The sequence below is a fragment of the Vibrio splendidus 12E03 genome, assembly GCF_000272105.2.
Lineage (GTDB): Bacteria > Pseudomonadota > Gammaproteobacteria > Enterobacterales > Vibrionaceae > Vibrio > Vibrio splendidus_I.
In genome coordinates this window covers 1-19,015 of sequence record NZ_AJZD02000354.1, presented here as the reverse complement: position 1 = coordinate 19,015, position 19,015 = coordinate 1, and the positions used below count along the sequence as shown (strand labels likewise).

General features: G+C 46.4%; 19 protein-coding genes and 1 pseudogene. 9 read left to right on the top strand and 11 right to left on the bottom strand.

What is annotated here, in order from left to right:
- The first annotated feature begins 10 nt into the window (after nt 1-10).
- Complete coding sequence (locus A142_RS23125; RefSeq protein WP_004735742.1) at nt 11-433, top strand: F0F1 ATP synthase subunit epsilon; 423 nt, start codon at nt 11-13, stop codon at nt 431-433.
- A gap of 182 nt (nt 434-615) precedes the next feature.
- Nucleotides 616-1,977: a bifunctional UDP-N-acetylglucosamine diphosphorylase/glucosamine-1-phosphate N-acetyltransferase GlmU gene (glmU, locus tag A142_RS23120; protein WP_029405665.1), complete on the top strand. Its 1,362-nt coding sequence runs from the start codon at nt 616-618 to the stop codon at nt 1,975-1,977.
- 124 nt (nt 1,978-2,101) lie between these two features.
- Here the strand turns inward: glmU and punC are convergent, their stop codons facing one another.
- Nucleotides 2,102-3,313, bottom strand: a complete 1,212-nt coding sequence (gene punC, locus A142_RS23115; protein ID WP_019825540.1) for a purine nucleoside transporter PunC — start codon at nt 3,311-3,313, stop codon at nt 2,102-2,104.
- 163 nt (nt 3,314-3,476) lie between these two features.
- Between punC and punR the strand changes: the two genes are divergently transcribed.
- Nucleotides 3,477-4,391, top strand: a complete 915-nt coding sequence (punR, locus tag A142_RS23110; RefSeq protein ID WP_019825538.1) for a DNA-binding transcriptional activator PunR — start codon at nt 3,477-3,479, stop codon at nt 4,389-4,391.
- A gap of 97 nt (nt 4,392-4,488) precedes the next feature.
- Here punR and ilvA read toward each other — a convergent pair whose 3' ends face one another.
- The 5 genes from ilvA to ilvG are packed head-to-tail and all read right to left on the bottom strand — an operon-like array spanning nt 4,489 to nt 10,824.
- The gene (gene ilvA, locus A142_RS23105) at nt 4,489-6,033 is read right to left on the bottom strand and encodes a threonine ammonia-lyase, biosynthetic (protein WP_019825535.1); all 1,545 of its coding nucleotides are present in this window, start codon (nt 6,031-6,033) and stop codon (nt 4,489-4,491) included.
- Between the two features lie 2 nt (nt 6,034-6,035).
- Nucleotides 6,036-7,877 (bottom strand): dihydroxy-acid dehydratase, encoded by a 1,842-nt coding sequence (gene ilvD, locus A142_RS23100; RefSeq protein WP_019825534.1) that lies wholly within the window; start codon nt 7,875-7,877, stop codon nt 6,036-6,038.
- A 33-nt stretch (nt 7,878-7,910) separates the two neighbouring features.
- Nucleotides 7,911-8,879: a branched-chain amino acid transaminase gene (locus A142_RS23095; RefSeq protein ID WP_019825532.1), complete on the bottom strand. Its 969-nt coding sequence runs from the start codon at nt 8,877-8,879 to the stop codon at nt 7,911-7,913.
- 12 nt (nt 8,880-8,891) lie between these two features.
- Entirely contained in the window at nt 8,892-9,176 is a 285-nt protein-coding gene (gene ilvM / locus A142_RS23090; protein WP_017055442.1) for an acetolactate synthase 2 small subunit, read from the bottom strand.
- Between the two features lies 1 nt (nt 9,177).
- The gene (ilvG, locus tag A142_RS23085; protein WP_019825528.1) at nt 9,178-10,824 is read right to left on the bottom strand and encodes an acetolactate synthase 2 catalytic subunit; all 1,647 of its coding nucleotides are present in this window, start codon (nt 10,822-10,824) and stop codon (nt 9,178-9,180) included.
- A 472-nt stretch (nt 10,825-11,296) separates the two neighbouring features.
- On the opposite strand from ilvG, the gene A142_RS23080 reads away from it, so the two are divergent.
- Nucleotides 11,297-12,820 (top strand): YifB family Mg chelatase-like AAA ATPase, encoded by a 1,524-nt coding sequence (locus tag A142_RS23080; RefSeq protein WP_019825526.1) that lies wholly within the window; start codon nt 11,297-11,299, stop codon nt 12,818-12,820.
- Between the two features lie 64 nt (nt 12,821-12,884).
- Here the strand turns inward: A142_RS23080 and A142_RS23075 are convergent, their stop codons facing one another.
- The 5 genes from A142_RS23075 to A142_RS23055 form a co-directional block, all read right to left on the bottom strand.
- Nucleotides 12,885-13,838: a DUF2860 domain-containing protein gene (locus A142_RS23075; protein ID WP_019825524.1), complete on the bottom strand. Its 954-nt coding sequence runs from the start codon at nt 13,836-13,838 to the stop codon at nt 12,885-12,887.
- Nucleotides 13,839-14,043: 205 nt separating this feature from the next.
- Entirely contained in the window at nt 14,044-14,643 is a 600-nt protein-coding gene (locus tag A142_RS23070) for a thiol:disulfide interchange protein DsbA/DsbL (RefSeq protein WP_019825522.1), read from the bottom strand.
- Between the two features lie 55 nt (nt 14,644-14,698).
- Entirely contained in the window at nt 14,699-15,685 is a 987-nt protein-coding gene (locus A142_RS23065) for a serine/threonine protein kinase (RefSeq protein ID WP_019825520.1), read from the bottom strand.
- Nucleotides 15,686-15,781: 96 nt separating this feature from the next.
- Nucleotides 15,782-16,810: a phage integrase gene (locus A142_RS23060; RefSeq protein ID WP_019825518.1), complete on the bottom strand. Its 1,029-nt coding sequence runs from the start codon at nt 16,808-16,810 to the stop codon at nt 15,782-15,784.
- Nucleotides 16,807-17,517, bottom strand: coding sequence for a phage repressor protein (locus A142_RS23055; RefSeq protein WP_029405664.1), 711 nt, complete (start codon nt 17,515-17,517; stop codon nt 16,807-16,809). The genes A142_RS23060 and A142_RS23055 overlap by 4 nt, the downstream gene beginning before the upstream one ends.
- A gap of 108 nt (nt 17,518-17,625) precedes the next feature.
- On the opposite strand from A142_RS23055, the gene A142_RS23050 reads away from it, so the two are divergent.
- From A142_RS23050 to A142_RS23045, 5 genes and pseudogenes are all read left to right on the top strand, one after another.
- The gene (locus A142_RS23050; RefSeq protein WP_019825514.1) at nt 17,626-17,880 is read left to right on the top strand and encodes a hypothetical protein; all 255 of its coding nucleotides are present in this window, start codon (nt 17,626-17,628) and stop codon (nt 17,878-17,880) included.
- A 9-nt stretch (nt 17,881-17,889) separates the two neighbouring features.
- A complete protein-coding gene (locus A142_RS25255; RefSeq protein ID WP_019825512.1) occupies nt 17,890-18,066 on the top strand; it encodes a hypothetical protein in 177 nt (58 codons plus the stop codon).
- A complete protein-coding gene (locus A142_RS25595; protein ID WP_019825510.1) occupies nt 18,066-18,200 on the top strand; it encodes a hypothetical protein in 135 nt (44 codons plus the stop codon). Before A142_RS25255 ends, A142_RS25595 begins: the two co-directional genes overlap by 1 nt.
- Nucleotides 18,197-18,388 carry a hypothetical protein gene (locus A142_RS24605; protein WP_081324739.1) on the top strand — a complete coding sequence of 64 codons (192 nt, stop codon included), beginning with the start codon at nt 18,197-18,199 and terminating at the stop codon, nt 18,386-18,388. Before A142_RS25595 ends, A142_RS24605 begins: the two co-directional genes overlap by 4 nt.
- An 18-nt stretch (nt 18,389-18,406) precedes the next feature.
- Nucleotides 18,407-19,015, top strand: a pseudogene (locus A142_RS23045) (hypothetical protein); the annotation flags it as partial.

The window sequence follows — 19,015 nt, the reverse complement described above, 5'->3', positions numbered from 1 at the left end:
AGGAGGCGATATGGCAGCAATAACCTTTCACCTAGACGTTGTAAGTGCAGAGAAACAAATTTTCTCAGGCCTTGTTGAGACGTTTCAGGTGACCGGTAGTGAGGGTGAGCTTGGTATTTTCCATGGTCATACTCCACTGCTGACCGCTATCAAGCCTGGTATGGTGCGTATTGTTAAGCAGCACGGCCACGAAGAAATTATTTATGTTTCTGGTGGTATGGTAGAAGTTCAGCCTGGTACAGCGACTGTACTGGCTGATACAGCTATCCGTGGTGAAGAGCTAGACGCAGCAAAGGCGGAAGAAGCTAAACGCAAGGCTGTGGAGAATATCCAAAATCAGCATGGCGACATAGACTTCGCACAAGCGGCCGGTGAACTGGCTAAAGCCATTGCTCAGTTACGAGTTATCGAACTGACAAAACAGCGTCGTTAATCTTTTTAAGGTTATAGACTCTGAGATAAAGGCGACCTAAGGGTCGCCTTTTTGCATTTTTAGATTCTCAAAAATGCTTCTTTTACGTATCACTACTGGTTAAATGGTTATTGCGATTTAATTTTTTGGCCAAAAACGGTTACAATATCGGCTTAATAAAAATAACGTTGGATAGGTTTACAATGAAGTTTAGCGCGGTAATTCTCGCGGCGGGCAAAGGCACTCGCATGTATTCAAACACACCAAAGGTTCTACACACGCTTGCAGGTAAGCCAATGGTGAAGCATGTTATCGATACATGTAATGGTCTTGGTGCTCAAAACATCAACTTGGTTTACGGTCACGGTGGTGATCAGATGAAGGCTACTTTAGCTGAAGAATCGGTAAACTGGGCACTGCAAGCTGAGCAGTTGGGTACTGGCCACGCTGTGGATCAGGCATCTGCACATTTCGCTGATGATGAAAAAGTATTGGTGCTCTACGGTGATGTTCCACTGATCTCACCTGAAACCATTGAAAACCTATTAGACGCCCAACCAAACGGTGGCATCGCGCTACTTACGGTCGTGTTAGACAACCCAATGGGCTACGGACGTATTATTCGTCGTAATGGCCCTGTTGTGGCTATCGTTGAGCAGAAAGATGCAACCGATGAGCAGAAGCTTATCAAAGAGATCAACACCGGCGTTATGGTTGCTACTGGTGGTGATCTGAAGCGTTGGTTGTCTGGCCTAAGTAACGACAACGCACAAGGCGAATACTACCTGACTGACGTTATTGCTGCGGCTCACGATGAAGGTCGTGCAGTTGAAGCTGTACACCCAGTAAGCCCAATTGAAGTGGAAGGCGTGAACGACCGCTCTCAACTTGCTCGTCTAGAGCGCGCTTACCAAGCTGAGCAAGCAGATAAGCTATTGAAGCAAGGCGTAATGCTTCGTGACCCAAGCCGTTTTGATCTGCGTGGTGAACTGCAGTGCGGTATGGATGTTGAGATTGATACTAATGTTATCATCGAAGGCAGCGTAAGCATTGGCGACAACGTGGTTATCGGCACCGGTTGTGTCTTGAAAGACTGTGAGATCGATGACAACACCATCGTGCGTCCATACAGCGTAATTGAAGGTGCAACGGTCGGTGAAGACTGTACGGTTGGTCCTTTTACTCGTCTACGTCCTGGCGCTGACATGCGTAATAACTCGCACGTCGGTAACTTCGTAGAAGTGAAAAATACTTGTCTTGGTGAGGGTTCGAAAGCGAACCACTTAACGTATCTAGGCGATGCTGAAATTGGCCAGCGTGTAAACGTGGGTGCGGGTGCAATTACTTGTAACTACGATGGCGCGAATAAGTTTAAGACCATCATTGGCGACGACGTATTCGTTGGTTCAGATAGCCAATTAATAGCGCCTGTTACGATTGGTAATGGTGCTACCGTTGGTGCTGGCTCTACAGTAACGCGCGATGTTTCTGAAAATGAGTTAGTTATCAGCCGTGCTAAAGAACGTAAGATTGCTGATTGGCAACGTCCGACTAAGAAAAAGTAGTCTCTTAATAAATAAGATGATTTAAATGAAAGCCAGTAGTACCGCTACTGGCTTTTTCTTATTTATCTAGATATAGAAAAAGAGCGAGTAATCTCGCTTTTTTTTGTTTTCGTTAACTTAGAAACTAGTCTTGTTTCTCGTCAGCGACCACTCGAGAGTTGTCTGGTGTCGCGAAATGTTCAGACAGCTCTTTGTTCGAAACAATATAGCCAACCCACAGTGCACCCAAACAAATCACAACCGCGATACCCGTTGCACTCAGTGCTTGGCTAGCCATTGCTGCGACTAATGCGCTTGATAGGCCACTGATACTGATTTGCAGGCTATTTTGTAGACCAGCCGCTGTTGCAGGGCTCTGTTTCGCGCTTGATAGAGCACGGTTTACTACGATTGGGTAAAGTGCGCCGTTTGCGACAGCAATCAAACAGAAAGGCGCAAGTAGAGGCCAGATTGACGTCAGTTCCCACTGTGATGCGATAAAGATAAGCATCGCCGCTACACTGAACAAACCGATAAGGTTTCTTAGTACAACGCCATCGCCATATTTCTTCACTGCTTGCTTACCGAAGTAACCACCCGCCATGAACGCGATTGTTTGTGGGATAAAGCTCAAACCGATGTCTTTTGCTTCATAACCTAGTTGAGCCATGATCTCTGGCATACCCGTTAGGTAAGCGAAGAACGCTGCAGATGCTGATGCAAACATTAAAACATTACCCATGTAAGGCTTTGATTTAAGCAACACTTTGATGTCTGTCTTAATCGATGTCTGTTTTACTTCAGGCGCTTCTTTTGGTTGAGCCATTGTTGTCGCCACTAGCAGTGCACCCATCAAGGTTAATGTGATGAAGATGCTGTGCCAGCCAAAGCTATCCGCCAGTAACACACCTAGCTGAGGTGCTAGTGCAGGAGATAGCGCAACCAAAGGCATGATGGTTGCAAAAATTTGCTGGCTACTGCTTTGCGAGTAACGCTTGATAACCATTGCTTGCCAGATTACCGCTGGAGCACATACACCGATCGCTTGAATGAAGCGCAGTGTCAGTAGGTGCCATACCTCGGTGCTGAATGCTAAGCCGAATGAAGCTGCGGTAAAGATAACAAGACCAACCGCCAACGTATTACGGTGACCATACTTGTCACTCGCCAGACCCCAAAGAAGCTGACCCATTGCCATACCGCCAAGGAATACCGTTAGAGACAAAGCAATCTGCTCTGGGCCGGTTGCGAAATCAACTTCCATTGCCTTAAATGCAGGAAGGTACATATCGGTCGCAATAAAGCCAAGCATTGAAAGAACTGCAAGGTAGACCAATTGAAATTTAGAAATATTCATAAGATGCCATTAAGCTAAAGGTAGTGATGTTTTTATCATCAAAAAAATTGTTTGATATACAGAAGTAAAAGCCCCTGTTTATTTATGCTGACATTCTATTTTTCAGACCTGATAAAATAAAACGCTAAAATATGTGGTTATCAATCAAAAAATTTGAAGGCTTATGTTCTCTAAATCCTCTTTAGAAATGCTCGATACGGTTGCTCGTTTAGGTAGCTTTACTGCGGCGGCAGAACAATTGCACAAAGTACCATCGGCGATCAGCTATGGGGTTAGGCAAGTAGAGCAAGAACTGGATGCTCTACTTTTCAGACGTTTACCGAGAAAAGTAGAGCTGACACCGGCAGGTGAATTGTTCATTGAAGAGGCACGTGCGTTACTGAGACAGATGGAAGAGGTCAGTGCTCAGACTCGCCGAGCAGCGCGTGGTTGGAAGAAAACCTTGCGTCTAACGCTCGATAACGTGGTTAAGCTCGACAAGATGAAGCCGATGATTGAAGAGTTCTACCAAACCTTTGAGTTTGCAGAGCTTCAGATCAACATGGAGGTGTTTAATGGCTCTTGGGAAGCGATTGCACAGGGCAGAGCGGATATTGTGATTGGTGCGACCTCGGCGATTCCGGTCGGTGGCGACTTTGAGGTTAAAGATATGGGACGCCTAGATTGGGCGTTTGTGATGTCGCCGAGTCATCCGTGTGTGCGAGAGCAAAACCTCAATGAAGAGTTTGTTAGCCAGTATCCCGCGATATGTTTGGACGATACCTCCAGCGTACTGCCTAAGCGACACACAGGCCACTACTCAAATCAAAGACGCCTGTTGTTACCCAATTGGTATAGCGCAATTGAATGCCTTAAAAATGGAGTAGGGGTGGGTTATATGCCGAGGCACATTGCCGCGCCAATTATCGAACAAGGCTTGCTGGTGGAAAAAATACTGCCTGAACCGAGTCCGCAGAGTCATTGTTGTTTGGTGTGGCGAAAAGACGATAACCATAAGTTGATCGAGTGGATGGTGAAATACCTAGGATCGAGTGAACAACTTCACCAAGATTGGTTGGATCATCGCAAGGCGGTCTAATGATCTTAGCGAGAAGATCCTTTTCAAGTTTGAGTTGAATCAACACCAATAAAAAGAGCGAGTAAATACTCGCTCTTTTTGATTCGGTCGTTAACTCTTAAGACAAGAAGAACTTATAGGAAGGGTTATCGGTTTCATCTTTACACTGATAGCCAAGTTCTCGTAGGTGTGTCGAGAACTGAGCTAAATCATCATCACCAAGTTCGAAGCCACACAATACGCGACCGTAATCGGCGCCGTGGTTACGATAATTGAACAGGCTGATATTCCAGTGAGTACCTAAGGTATCAAGGAATTTAATCAATGCACCTGGATATTCTGGAAACTCGAAGCTGTACAGACGTTCTTTCAGTGGTTTCGATGGTTTGCCGCCAATCATGTAGCGAATGTGCAGTTTTGCCATCTCATCATCAGAGAGATCGACAACTGGGTAGCCGCCCTCACGTAGGTCATTGATGATGTGTTCGAGCTCTTCTTGGCCACCTTGTAGACGTACACCAACGAAGATATTCGCGAGGCTTTCGTCGTTGTGGCGGTAGTTAAACTCAGTCACCGCTCGACCACCAATAATATTACAGAACTCTAGGAATGCCCCTTGTCGCTCTGGAATCGTCACCGCAAGTAGACCTTCTCGCTTCTCACCCAGCTCACAACGTTCAGAGACATAACGCAGACCGTGGAAGTTGGTGTTAGCACCAGACAGTACCGTTGCCAATTGCTTGCCTTGCAGTTGGTTCTGCTCAGCAAACTTCTTCAAGCCAGCCAGAGCAAGCGCTCCTGAAGGTTCAGCTATCGCACGAGTGTCTTCAAAGATATCTTTCACCGCAGAGCAGATCTCATCACTAGAGACTGCAATGTGACCGTCAATGTACTGTTGGCAAAGACGGAAGGTTTCTTCGCCAATGCGTTTAACCGCAACACCATCAGCAAACATGCTGACCTGATCCAGTACCACAGGTTCACCGGCATCGAGGGCCGCTTTTAAGCAAGACGAATCTTCTGGTTCTACTGCAATGACTTTAATCTCTGGCATCAGCTGTTTTACTAGCACAGCAACACCCGCAGCTAAGCCACCACCACCAACCGGCACAAAGATATAATCCATGTGACCGTTTTGCTGCAGCATCTCCATACCCATCGTGCCTTGTCCTGCAATCACCAGTGGATGATCGAAAGGAGGCACAAAGGTGAAGCCATGTTCAGCAGAAAGACGCTCGGCTTCTGCCTTGGCTTCATCAAAGTTGCTGCCGTGCAGAACCACGTTACCGCCAAATCCACGTACCGCATCAACCTTGATGTCTGGTGTGGTTTTTGGCATCACAATCGTAGTCTGAATACCCAACTTAGAGCCTGATAGCGCCATACCTTGAGCATGATTACCCGCCGATGCAGCAATCACACCTGCGGTTTTTTGCTGCTCAGAAAGGCTTGATACCATGTTGTAGGCACCACGTAGCTTGAACGAGTGCACCGGCTGGCGGTCTTCTCGCTTAAGCTGGACCTGATTTCCAATGCGCGCGCTTAAACGTGGCATATCCTGTAGAGGTGTCACGATTGCCGCTTCGTAAACCGGCGCTCTCAGGATCTGACGCAGATAATCTGCGCCAGTTTGTTTTTGGGGACTGGAGGTGTCATCACTCATAGTTAGCCCTCAAGCTTAGACTTATCACGCACGGCGCCTTTGTCGGCACTGGTTGCCATGCTCGCGTAAGCTTTCAGTGCGAAAGACACTTCACGCTGACGGTTTTCTGGTTTCCAGCCTAGTGCATCTTGCTTAACACGACGCGCTTCAAGCTCTGCTTCTGGCACATCAAGTGTGATTGAGCGGCTAGGGATGTCGATAGTAATGATATCGCCCGTGTTCACTAGACCAATCACACCGCCACTTGCAGCTTCTGGAGAAGCGTGACCGATAGACAAACCTGATGTACCACCAGAGAAACGTCCGTCAGTTAGAAGCGCACAAGATTTGCCTAGACCCATAGATTTTAGGTAAGTGGTTGGGTAGAGCATTTCTTGCATGCCCGGACCACCTTTAGGACCTTCGTAACGGATAACAACCACTTCGCCGGCTTTTACTTTACCCGCTAAGATGCCGTCTACTGCTGTGTCTTGGCTTTCGAACACGATTGCAGGGCCTTGGAACTTAAGGTTTTCTTCATCAACACCCGCGGTCTTAACGATACAACCATCAACCGCGATGTTACCTGAAAGTACTGCTAGGCCACCTTCTTGGCTGAATGCGTTCTCTTTGGTACGAATACAACCATCGACGCGGTCATCATCAAGGCGATCCCAACGACAATCTTGTGAGAAAGCTTTGGTGGTACGGATACCAGCAGGGCCAGCGCGGAAGAACTTAAGCACGGCTTCGTCTTCTGTCTGCATGATGTCGTATTGAGCTAGCTGCTCTTGCATGCTTAGACCAAGCACGGTGCGAGTTTGGTTGTTCAGTAGGCCAGCACGGTCTAGTTCACCTAGGATAGCCATTACGCCACCAGCACGGTGAACGTCTTCCATGTGGTATTTAGGTGTTGAAGGCGCAACCTTACATAGGTGTGGAACGCGGCGAGACATCTCGTCGATATCACCCATATCAAAATCAATCTCACCTTCTTGAGCTGAAGCCAATAGGTGAAGAACGGTGTTACTAGAACCGCCCATTGCGATATCCAGTGCCATCGCGTTTTCAAATGCTGCGCGGTTTGCGATGTTACGAGGCAGTGCTGATTCGTCATCTTGCTCGTAGTAACGCTTAGTGAGATCAACGATGCGCTTACCAGCATTGATGAATAGCTCTTCACGGTCTGCGTGGGTTGCTAGCATAGAACCGTTACCAGGCTGAGATAGACCAAGCGCTTCAGTTAGACAGTTCATTGAGTTAGCCGTGAACATACCTGAACAAGAACCACATGTTGGACATGCAGAACGTTCTACTTGCTCACTTTGCTCATCAGAAATCGTTGGATCGGCACCTTGGATCATCGCGTCAACAAGGTCTAGCTTGATGATCTGATCTGAAAGCTTGGTTTTACCTGCTTCCATTGGACCACCCGATACAAAGATCACTGGGATGTTTAGGCGCATAGCTGCCATCATCATTCCCGGAGTGATTTTGTCACAGTTAGAGATACACACCATCGCATCTGCACAGTGTGCATTGACCATGTACTCTACTGAGTCTGCGATAAGCTCACGTGATGGCAGTGAGTACAGCATGCCGCCGTGACCCATTGCGATACCATCATCAACCGCGATGGTGTTGAATTCTTTAGCGATACCCCCCGCTTTCTCGATTTCACCCGCAACCAGTTGACCCATGTCTTTAAGGTGAACGTGGCCTGGTACAAATTGAGTGAACGAGTTTACAACCGCGATGATTGGCTTACCGAAGTCATCATCTTTAACGCCAGTTGCACGCCATAAAGCGCGCGCACCAGCCATGTTGCGTCCGTGGGTAGTCGTTGCTGAACGATAGATTGGCATTGCTTAAATCCTTATAAAATATTTGGCTGTTGCTTACTTAGCTGTTTGCGTTTGATTTTCTGAAGTTTGGTCTGCTGGGTAAACGTAGTCTAACCAGCCCCACTTATCTTCAGTGGTTCCATTGAATAGGCCAAAGTAAGCCGCTTGAACTTTTTCAGTGATAGGACCGCGTTTGCCTTCACCTACTGTAATTTTGTCTACGCTGCGAACCGGAACGATCTCGGCAGCTGTGCCTGTCATGAATACTTCATCGGCAAGGTATAGCGCTTCACGAGCAATGTTCTCTTCACGGATCTCATAACCCATGTCTTTTGCTAGTGTCATGATCGAATCACGAGTGATACCCGGCAGAATTGCGCTGGTCGCTGGCGGCGTTGATAGCACGCCGTTACGTACCACAAAGATGTTCTCACCAGCACCTTCAGAAAGGTAACCATCAACACTCAGTGCGATACCTTCATCGTAACCATGACGGCGAGCTTCGCCACCAACCAGTAGTGAAGATAGGTAGTTACCACCGGCTTTTGCTGCGGTTGGGATCGTGTTTGGAGCGGCACGGTTCCAGCTAGAAATCATCGCATCAACGCCGTTTTCTAGTGCTTCTTCGCCCAGGTAAGAACCCCAAGGGAAAGCAGCGATGATCAGCTCCATCTCGGTATTTTCTGGCGGGCAGACACCCAAACCAACGTTACCTACGAAACCTAGAGGGCGGATGTACGCTGACTCTAGCTTGTTTTGGCGTAGTGTTTCGCGAGTCGCTTCCATAATTTCTTCCTCACTGTAAGGAATAGGGAAGCGGTAGATTTTTGCTGAGTCTTTTAGGCGCTTAGCGTGTTCAGGGTGACGGAAGATAACCGGCCCTTTTGGTGTGTTGTAACAACGAACACCTTCAAACACAGAAGTACCGTAGTGCATTGCGTGAGTCAGGACGTGAACGTTCGCCTCTGCCCAAGGAACCATCTCACCGTTAAACCAAATATAGTCTGCTGTTTTAGCTGTCATGTTTGCGGTTCCTTATGCGTTTATCTTTTGTTGTAAGTTGTTGTTTGGCAGTTCATTACGGCTGATCGAGATAACGTCAACGGTACGCACATCCCACAGCTTTTCGATTTGGTTTACCAAGAAAGAGATCGGACGGTCACTGTCTACGATGATCTCAACACTCGCCACTTTGCTTTCGTGGTTTTGAGTGCCCGCAACTTGCTTAACAATGAAGCCACGGTGGCGGATAACACGAAGAACACGCTCTAGTAGTACAGGCTTATCATCGGCTTTGATGTCTAATAGGTATCTTTTCATGTTATGTGTTCTCCAACATCTCACTGTTTGAAGCACCTGGCGGTACTAGTGGCCATACGTTTTCTTCTTCATCGATAAGAACATGAAGTAGGTAAGCGGTTTTGCTCTCTAGCATCTCTTTCAATGCTGGTTCTACTTCTTCTTTACGAGTGATGGTTTTGCCCGGGATATCGAATGCTTTCGCGAGCATCACGAAATCAGGGTTGTCATCCAAGATAGTTTCACTGTGGCGGCCATCAAAGAACAGCGATTGCCATTGGCGAACCATGCCCAAGCGAGAGTTATTAAGCAGTACCATCTTCACTGGGATCTGACGACGCTTCAATGTGCCAAGCTCTTGAATGTTCATCATGAACGAGCCGTCACCAGAGATAAGTATAGATTGGTCATCAGGACGCCCAACCGATGCACCCATTGCAGCGGGCAAGCCAAAGCCCATGGTCCCTAAACCGGCAGAGGTAATGAAGTTCTGTGGATCGCGCGGCTGAATGTGCTGAGCTGCCCACATTTGGTGTTGGCCAACATCGGTCGAAACAATAGAGCTTGCTGGCATCATGTCTGACAGTTGCTTCAACAGTAGCGGAGCAAAGATCAGATCACCTGGGTGGTCGTAGCGCCATTTGAATGAGCTACGAAGTCCTTCAGAGTGGTGAACCCAAGATGAGATGTCTTGGCTTAGTTCCAACTGAGGCATGATCTTGTTGATGTCACCACGAATTGGCGCATTAGCAAGACGCAGTTTGCTGAACTCAGCGGCATCAATATCGATATGGATAACTTTCGCGTGTGGTGCAAAGGTATCAAGCTTACCGGTTACTCGGTCATCGAAACGAGCGCCAACAACAATCAGCAGGTCACTCTCTTGAACCACTAGGTTAGCGGCTTTGGTGCCGTGCATGCCCAACATGCCAAGGTAGTGTGGGTCGTCACGTTCGATAGTACCCAAGCCTTTCAATGTACTTACTGCAGGCATCGGGTTAAGGCGTAAGAACTCACGAACAGCATCGGTCGCTTTAGCGAGTTGAACACCACCACCTACGTATAAAACAGGGCGGGTAGCTTGAGACAAAAAGTACTGTGCCTGCTCAATAGCATCGGTTGTTGCAACAGGAATCGCTGGTGGAGTAAATTCTGGGAGAGTTTTAACAGGAGCTTCTGCTAGTTGAACATCTTTAGCAATATCGACGATAACTGGACCTGGGCGGCCAGACTTCGCTACTACAAAGGCTTCAGCTAGGGTTGGAGCCAATTCTTCAATGTCGGTAACTAGGTAACTGTGCTTGGTACATGACAGAGACATACCAATCACATCCATCTCTTGGAATGCATCGGTACCAATGTGGGAACTTGCAACCTGACCTGTGATAGCAACCAATGGGATTGAATCCATAAAGGCATCTGCAAGGCCAGTGACTAGGTTCGTTGCACCTGGTCCCGAGGTTGCCATACAAACAGCGACATCTTGTGTTGCACGAGCCATACCGATCGCGGCCATTGCAGCGCCTTGCTCATGACGACATAGGATATGCTCAACCCCGCCATCATAAAGTGCATCGTAGATTGGCATGATGGCACCGCCTGGGTAACCAAATACGGTCTCAATTCCTTGTTGCTTGAGTGCGGATACGACTAGTTCTGCGCCTTTCATCGGAATTCTCCCGTATTACCTTTATTTTGGTAACTGTTTCCTTTGTCTCTGCACATCTTGTGCTCCCATTCTTCCTGTAAATCGGCAAAGCCGAAAATGCTCAAAAATATAAAAATCGAATGTTTAAATTAGAAAAAACCCCCGGACTTGTCAGTGCGGGGGTTTTTTCTAATTCGTGGTTACTTTCTTCCCACTCGCCCCCGCGCAGTCTTAATAATGACTACGATAATCAGGTTAATCAGTGCGTAAATGCGAGCGTTAAAAATCATAATATTCGAGTTTTCTCGTTTATTGTCTTCAGTAAAAGTCTATATCTCTAGTGTTATCACACAAATCTGCCGCATGACAAGGAAAATGTCATTCTTTTTTCACATTAAAACACCATTCCATCAAGCTATATAACAACCTTATAGCTTTGGTGAGCAACGAATATCCAGAGCGAATACTTTTAAATCAAAGACAAAGGAAAGTTATGGGACTCGCGATAATTCATAGTCGAGCTAGTGTTGGTGTAGAGGCGCCAGAAGTGACTGTTGAGGTGCATATAAGCAATGGAATGCCTGGCTTTACGTTAGTGGGTCTACCTGAAACAACGGTTAAGGAATCTAAAGATCGAGTAAGAAGTGCGATCATCAATTCTCGCTTTGAATTTCCATCAAAAAGAATCACGGTCAACCTCGCTCCTGCCGATTTACCCAAAGAAGGAGGTCGTTTCGATTTGCCAATCGCGCTTGGGATTTTAGTGGCATCTGATCAGCTTCCGACATCAAAGATCGCACAGCATGAATTCATCGGTGAGTTGGCGTTGTCTGGAGAGCTGCGTTCAGTAAAGGGCGTGTTGCCTGCGACGTTAGCTGCCGATAGCGTCGAACGATGCTTAGTTGTTCCACACCATAACGGTGATCAGGCTGCGCTAGTGGGCAAGGGAGCCCATAAATCTGCGCAAACCTTGTTGGAGGTTTGTGCTGACATGTGTGGACAGACTCAGCTTGGCCTATATAGAACGGAACATCATCAGGCTGATGTTTCAGTGCTTCGCGACCTACAAGATATTATCGGCCAACAACAAGGCAAGCGAGCTCTGGAGATAGCAGCCGCTGGAAATCACAACTTACTTTTCCTTGGCCCTCCAGGAACTGGCAAGACTATGTTGGCGTCTCGTCTGCGTGATTTGTTACCTGAAATGAGTGATGACGAGGCGATGGAAACTGCATCGGTCGCTTCGTTAACGCAGCAAGAGATCAATCAGTACAACTGGAAGCAACGACCTTTTAGATCCCCTCACCATTCAAGCTCAATGGCGGCATTGGTGGGAGGAGGCTCAGTGCCTCGCCCCGGAGAGATCTCTTTGGCGCATAACGGCTTATTGTTCTTGGATGAGATGCCAGAGTTTGAGCGTAAGGTGCTCGATTCATTACGTGAGCCACTAGAGTCGGGCGAGATTATTATCTCCCGTGCAGCGGGCAAGACGCGTTTCCCTGCGCGCTTTCAGTTGGTCGGTGCACTCAACCCAAGTCCAACAGGTTACTACGAAGGTAATCAAGCGCGGGCTAACCCACAGATAATCTTGCGCTATCTCAACCGCTTATCTGGCCCCTTGCTAGATAGGTTCGATATGTCATTGGAGATACCTCTATTGCCCAAGGGAATGTTGGCCGAAGGAGGTGACCGAGGTGAAACCACCCAAGTCGTAAAGCACAGGGTCAAACAGGCTCGTCAAACCATGTTATCTCGCAACCATAAATCAAATGCTTTACTCGGCAGTCGAGAAATTGAGAAGTATTGCCCACTGCGACGTGAAGATGCGGAGTTTCTTGAGACAGCACTCCATCGATTGGGGCTGTCGATTCGTGCCTATCACCGAATCATTAAGGTAGCGCGAACCATTGCTGACCTTGACGGTAACGAGCAGATAGAAAAGAAACACCTATCGGAAGCGCTGGGCTATCGAGCGATGGACCGATTGTTGAAGCAACTCACGGCTCAAGCTGTGTAGTAGTAAATAGAAAGCCTGCTTGTGTGCAGGCTTTAGTTTGATAATTTATTGGCGCTGGCTGGAGTTAGAACTTGTAGTTCAGGCCGAGTGAGACGATGTATTGAGACTCATCATAGAAGGTAATGTTCGAGTCACTAGTACCGTAGCCTGCAAGAGAAACAAACGACCAGTTTTCCCAATCCATGAATTGATCATATTCATACGCGGCGAATAGATTGATGTTATCGTCACTGCGTTTCTTTTGGAAAGTAATGCTGCTCGCATCGTAAGAGCGTTGGTTGTAACCCGCCGTTAGTGCGTATTGATGACGTCCCATGCCGCCAAATAAGCTTACCTCACCGCCAAACTGTTCATAAGAGGCAGCTTTGCCATCTGCAGAACTTGATTGGTAGATCAGTGACGGTACTAACATCATGGTACGACTGATTGGCTGACGATATTGACCTTTCAGGTAGAAAGTATCGGCGTCGCGTTTTAGCGCGTCTTCAACTCGATCATCTTTCACATCTTTGGTGGCGTAGGCCATGTCTAAAGAGAAAGCAGAGCCAGCGATGCTCTCTAGTGTTAAACGAAAGGCATTACCCGTCTCGTCGGTTTTGCTGCGAGCTGACGTCGTGTTGTACGGATCGGCCCAAGTCTCGCCAGACATAATAGTTGGCAGAATCGAAGCATCGATGGTCATGCCTGACTCTAGTTGGTATTTATAACCAACCTCAAGCACAACAGTACCCGTCGCCACATCATCACGCGCGGTACCTGTGTAAACCTGATGGTTCAGCTTTTCACCAAAGGTGTAAGCAATGCTACCGAGAGGCGCAACTAAAAACGAGCTCTCAGACGAAGCTTTCTGGTTAGTCGATGAGATCTTACTGTCAGCGTCGGTATTAAAATTTGAGGTTGAAGAAGTGACACCGGCGTTGATAGATATCTCACCACTGAAACCTGGCTCATCAGCAAGCTTGGCTAACGCGGGCGCAGCGGCAACGCTTAACGCTAATAACGTATATTTGATTTTCATTCAGAGGCTCCTTGCCCCAGTGATTGGTAGCAATAAATAGCTGTTAATAAAAGGTTATAGAAAACAACAGAATATAAAGGTTAATTGGATAAATGGGAAACTGAACAGCATCCCAAGATAATATCTCTTGCAAGAGGTCATTAAAAAGCGTCAGGTACAAAAAAGGAAGCCGAAGCTCCCTTATTTTGTATTTTTGATTGTTTTTTTACTTTTTCAGTAAGAAGTTAACCAATTCAAAGTACTCGTCTAGGCTGCTGATGCCTTGCGCTTCTACTAAGTAATGGTTGTTAACTACAACAGCAGGTACACCAGAAAGGCCGCTGTCTTTGAATGCTTTGTCGAAGCGACGAACCATCGAATCTACTGCAAAGCCGTTGTATGCCGCATCGAATTTCTTAGCATCAACACCTTCGTCTAGGAAGATTTGACGCAGTTCTGCTTCATCACGTGGTGGCTTGTTCATGGTGTGGATGCGATTAAACATCACTGGCACCATTTTGTCTTCAACTTTCAGTGCAATCATGGTCGCGTAAGCTTTGCTCATTGGCAGCCCCATGTTGCCACCCATGAATGAAACATGGTTTTTCTGTAGCTTAGCGTCTTTAGGTAGCTGTTGTTTTAGCTGCTGGATGATTGGCTCAAAGCTATTACAGTGTGGGCAGTAGAAAGAGAAGAACTCTGTCACTACTGGTTTCTTTGATGCTTCTAGATCGAGAACTTTGTAGTGCTCACCTTCGTTAAATTTCGCAGCGTGAGCTGAAAGGCTCAACATGATCAATGAGAAAAATGCGAATAGCTTTTTCATTTATCCAATCTCCATTATGTTTGAATTTTTATCTAGTTGTATGTTGCGATTGCTGTTACCACTGAGGCATTAACGAAAGTGGTGGCTCTTGCAGGGTAGCAATTTGCTCTTTACAAGCAAGTACTTGTTGCTCCCAATATTTCGGATCATTAAACCACGGGAAGGCCAGAGGAAACGCAGGATCGTGCCATCGTTTCGCCAACCATGCCATGTAATGCACCATACGTAGACCGCGTAGTGGTTCGATTAGTTTCAGTTGTGCGGTATTAAAATCGCAAAACTCTTGATAACTCTCTAGCAAAATATCCAGTTGCATCAGCTTATCTTGGCGTTCGCCATTAAGCAGCATCCACAGATCTTGTATCGCAGGGCCGTTACGAGCGTCATCAAGGTCGACGAACATTGGCCCATCGCGCCACAGTATATTGCCTGGGTGGCAGTCACCATGCAGGCGGATATTCTCAATGTTGCTCGGCCACTGGCTCTCTAGCTCTTTGATCAGAAGGTCGACGTCATTGAAGAACGCGTTTTCTAGGTGCGTCGGGATAAACTGAGAATTCTCTAGAATCTTACGTGGCTGATAAAGGTATTCATCTAAGCTGATGGTCGGGCGATGTTGGAATGTTCTCCCTGCGCTGGCTTTATGAATACGGCCAAGAAAACGCCCTACGCCTTCCAGTTGGTCTAGGTTATCCACTTCATACTGTCTGCCACCGACACTTTCAAACAAGGTAAATAGGTAGCCTTGATATTCATGTAAGGTTGCACCGTTGATTCGCATTGGAGGCGCAACCGGCATCTCTTGTTCGATAAGCTCGAGTGCGAAGTCATGCTCTTCTTGGATCTGTGCTTTGTTCCAGCGTTGCGGGCGATAAAACTTAACGACGTAGCGCTTACGGTCTTCATCGGTGAACTGATAGACACGGTTTTCGTAACTGTTGAGAGCGAGAAGCCCGGATTCAGCACGAACCCCGATGCTCTCCAGTGCGTACCACATGAAGTCAGGAGTCAGGTTATCAAAGTTAAAGGCTTGCATCGTCATAGAATAAAAAAGGCTCATTACTGAGCGTTTCCCAAGTTGTTTAGTATGGGTGGTAATGGTTCATAGCCATTAAATACAATCACTTAACAATCCGTCTTATGTGGTAATAGGTCGCGTTGGGTCGTGAGTGTGGTCATTTTGTGGATCTCTTAACCTGCTTAGTGGGTTAAGTTTTACCGCGTCAATTAGGTGGTCTGGTGCTAAATGAGCATAAGCCATTGTTTGGGTAATACTAGCATGGCCTAGGATTTCTTTTAGCGTAAGAATGTTACCGCCGTTCATAATAAAGTGACTCGCGAAAGTGTGCCGTAATACGTGAACCTTTTGCCCTTTCGGTAAGTTGAACTCTAATGAATCCATAATCTCGTATAGCTCTTTTTGCGGGTCATATGAAAACAAGTTTCCGCTTACATTGGTTTGCAACTTTTTATATAACTCTTCACTAATAGGAACAGTTCGAGGCTTGCCTGTTTTTGTGTTGGTGAATCTAATCCTATAGGGGCTTAGGTTCATTGGCTTTAGAGTTACGGTTTCTCTCCACCGTGAACCAGTAGACAAACAAATGTCTACTATCTTGGATAGTTCAGGGTGCGATTGTACCGCTGATAACAACGCATCTATTTGGTAGGTTGTTAAATAAGTCATTTCAGACCGATTAGGGGCGGGTTGTTTGAGGTCTTTTAACGGGTGAGGTGCGTTGAAGTCACCCGTTTCAATCAGTACAGTAAAAACATTACTTAGACACGATGTTAATCGGCGGACTGTATTTGCGCTTTGCCCTTTAGACATTCTATTCAGTTGCCAATTGCTAACCATCGCATTATTGATTTTATTGACGGGTGGATTACCAAGCTCACGACATAACAGGTCTAACTTCTTTCTATAGTTGCTTGCCGTTCGTTTAAGTTGGCCTGACTTAATCCACCATATTTCGACTAACTCAGAGAGTAGCCGTTTGTCGTCGGGTAGACCTAACCACTCTTTATTGTGATGTGTCGAAAGTATGTGTTTCTCATAGGCTAAAGCCTCTGACTTTTTATCAAACTTACGTCTAAAACGCTTGCCGCTTCTTCCGGACGGCCTTAAATCAACGAGCCATTTTTCGCCGTCTTTCTTAACGCTCATATGATTTTCTTCATAACAGGGGCAACCGCTTTACCTATTATTTTGAAGTTTCGCCCATTCTGATGGTTGATACTAAAAGCAGGGTATCTCAGGTTGTCAGAGATTACTTTGTAGAGGCCGTTTTCTATATCCCACTGCAAGCGCTTCACGTAAACAGCCTCATCTATGCGAATCACATAAACGCCAGTTGCTACAGGATGTTGTTGCTCTCGAATATCAACAAGTAACCTGTCTTTGTGGCTTAACGTTGGCTCCATTGAATCACCATCGACAAAAATAATAGAGCTATAGCAAGGCTTAAGGCCGTATTCGTGTAGTAACTCAACGGGTAAGCTGAAAACCCCGATTTGATATTCTGATTCAATCAAGGCTCCTGCTCCTGCTGCTGCGTGTACATCATAAACAGGCAGCTTCGCCCAATCTTCAAAATCATCGAGTGGCCTTAAGCCATGCGCATTGCTTGGTGGTATCGTCCAGTCTTTTTTTAATAGCTTTTCACGCTCAAGAGGGTTTGTGACTAACTTCTCAATTATTTGCTTTTGTATGTCGGGATGAAAATTTGAAATGTGGTACTCAACAGCACGGGCGTGACCAATGGCTTTTCTTTTTAACCATTTGTTTCTTCTTGCCTTTTGTCCTATCCCCGTAATTGAGTTTGGCATCCCCTCTAGCTCAATTAATAAATCACTCATTATCCACTCTTTCATAATTACCCTTAAGAACCTTTGAAAACCAGAACAAATATGTTTAAATCCAATAGAACCTTAACGAACCACTTAATTGGTTCTTTAGCTAACTATTGGAGTGTTTAAGTCATGGTAGGTCATAAACAAACAGAAATGAATGAAGTTAACGGTTTTTATGGGTCTTTTGTGACACCTGAAAAGTATGCAGACCTAACAGGATTGTCTTTAAATGCTGTCCGAATGCAGGTTAAGCGCGGTCAGCTTCCACTTTTGAAGCGTGAAAGCTCAAGTGATGCACGTCGAGTGTTAATCAATATGCGAGCTATTGACCAGTTAGCAGAAGAACAGGCGTCTAAATACCAAGACTGGCGTGCAGCTATTTAAGGGGGATTTATGCCAACTGCAAAAGGGCTCGAAATTCTAGATAACCTAAAGGCTAAACATTTTCCTAATGGTTATAGCTCAAAATCGAAAAGCGGTAAGGACTACCGTTTTAGCCGTAAAGGTCAGATGGAATATAAACGCGCTGCAAGGCTACAGGTGCTTAAACATAGAGAGGCGATTTTGTAATGGATGCATCAATTTTTGTATTTGCTTCATTGGCATTTTCTTGCAGCTCTCAATCTAAGTTTGAAGTCGTTGCCCGCTCTGCCTTTGTTGCAGTGGTAGCAATAGGCTTTGCTCGTGCGGGGGTGTTTGCATGAGTCGCAATGCAAGATACGAAGCGGCTAAGAAAGCGCAAGGACTAAAAAAGGTCACTTTGTGGGTTCCAGAGGATAGAGAAAGCGAGTTTCACATGTTGGCAAAAGCATGTTGTGAATTTCGTCATTTAACCTTTAACACCCTGCGCGATACCAAGTCAGGTAGGTACGTTTCTTTAGAGCATTTATAACCCGTCACTGGTGACAAGATGAATTATTTGTATGAACCGCAAGGTGAGCGAGAAATCACTAATATTTTGAGTCCGCATGATGTGGGCTATGTCACTGCCTTAGCGCAAGACGTTGCGACAACTGAAAAAAATATAGCCGCTATCGAGAGCGGTTTTTTTAGTGCTCAAAATTCTGATTGGATGGAAAGTGAGCAAAGTAAGTTACATGCAATGGAGCAAGTCCACTTTCACAACACCAAGGAATCAGCGGAAATTTGGCAATTAGTTCAGGATAAAAAACTTACGTTAATCACTCCTGAATATTTCACCAATTCTCGGCGCGGAGCGCACGGCGGAGCCGTGGAGACACTAGGCTTGTCAAAGGGCGGCAAAGTCCGACACGAAAAAAGACGCCATTTAGACCGCTTTATCACCCGCTCACGCCGTCTAAAACCGCGCTCAAAAACACAAAGTGTTCATGTGGAGTCACAGCACTACGGAACTGAACAAAACGCGCCACAAGTCGGATGGGTGCGAGATAAAGAACGCAATCGCCTTGATTACATCCCTAAAGGACAGAGTCGCGCCTATTTGCTCAAAAGAGAGTGGGCTCAACAAGTGAAATTGCAAGTCACTTACCACCCAAGC

Bases quoted from the DNA above. Each gene is read 5' to 3' on its own strand.
- A142_RS25255 (WP_019825512.1), top strand. From the start codon at position 17,890: ATGCCAACTGCAAAAGGGCTCGAAATTCTAGATAACCTAAAGGCTAAA.
- A142_RS23055 (WP_029405664.1), bottom strand. From the start codon at position 17,517: ATGAAAGAGTGGATAATGAGTGATTTATTAATTGAGCTAGAGGGGATG.
- ilvA (WP_019825535.1), bottom strand. From the start codon at position 6,033: ATGAGTGATGACACCTCCAGTCCCCAAAAACAAACTGGCGCAGATTAT.
- A142_RS23065 (WP_019825520.1), bottom strand. From the start codon at position 15,685: ATGACGATGCAAGCCTTTAACTTTGATAACCTGACTCCTGACTTCATG.
- punC (WP_019825540.1), bottom strand. From the start codon at position 3,313: ATGAATATTTCTAAATTTCAATTGGTCTACCTTGCAGTTCTTTCAATG.
- A142_RS24605 (WP_081324739.1), top strand. From the start codon at position 18,197: ATGAGTCGCAATGCAAGATACGAAGCGGCTAAGAAAGCGCAAGGACTA.
- punR (WP_019825538.1), top strand. From the start codon at position 3,477: ATGTTCTCTAAATCCTCTTTAGAAATGCTCGATACGGTTGCTCGTTTA.
- ilvD (WP_019825534.1), bottom strand. From the start codon at position 7,877: ATGCCAATCTATCGTTCAGCAACGACTACCCACGGACGCAACATGGCT.
- A142_RS23075 (WP_019825524.1), bottom strand. From the start codon at position 13,838: ATGAAAATCAAATATACGTTATTAGCGTTAAGCGTTGCCGCTGCGCCC.
- A142_RS23095 (WP_019825532.1), bottom strand. From the start codon at position 8,879: ATGACAGCTAAAACAGCAGACTATATTTGGTTTAACGGTGAGATGGTT.
- A142_RS23050 (WP_019825514.1), top strand. From the start codon at position 17,626: ATGGTAGGTCATAAACAAACAGAAATGAATGAAGTTAACGGTTTTTAT.
- A142_RS25595 (WP_019825510.1), top strand. From the start codon at position 18,066: ATGGATGCATCAATTTTTGTATTTGCTTCATTGGCATTTTCTTGCAGC.
- A142_RS23060 (WP_019825518.1), bottom strand. From the start codon at position 16,810: ATGAGCGTTAAGAAAGACGGCGAAAAATGGCTCGTTGATTTAAGGCCG.
- A142_RS23070 (WP_019825522.1), bottom strand. From the start codon at position 14,643: ATGAAAAAGCTATTCGCATTTTTCTCATTGATCATGTTGAGCCTTTCA.
- A142_RS23125 (WP_004735742.1), top strand. From the start codon at position 11: ATGGCAGCAATAACCTTTCACCTAGACGTTGTAAGTGCAGAGAAACAA.
- glmU (WP_029405665.1), top strand. From the start codon at position 616: ATGAAGTTTAGCGCGGTAATTCTCGCGGCGGGCAAAGGCACTCGCATG.
- A142_RS23080 (WP_019825526.1), top strand. From the start codon at position 11,297: ATGGGACTCGCGATAATTCATAGTCGAGCTAGTGTTGGTGTAGAGGCG.
- ilvG (WP_019825528.1), bottom strand. From the start codon at position 10,824: ATGAAAGGCGCAGAACTAGTCGTATCCGCACTCAAGCAACAAGGAATT.
- ilvM (WP_017055442.1), bottom strand. From the start codon at position 9,176: ATGAAAAGATACCTATTAGACATCAAAGCCGATGATAAGCCTGTACTA.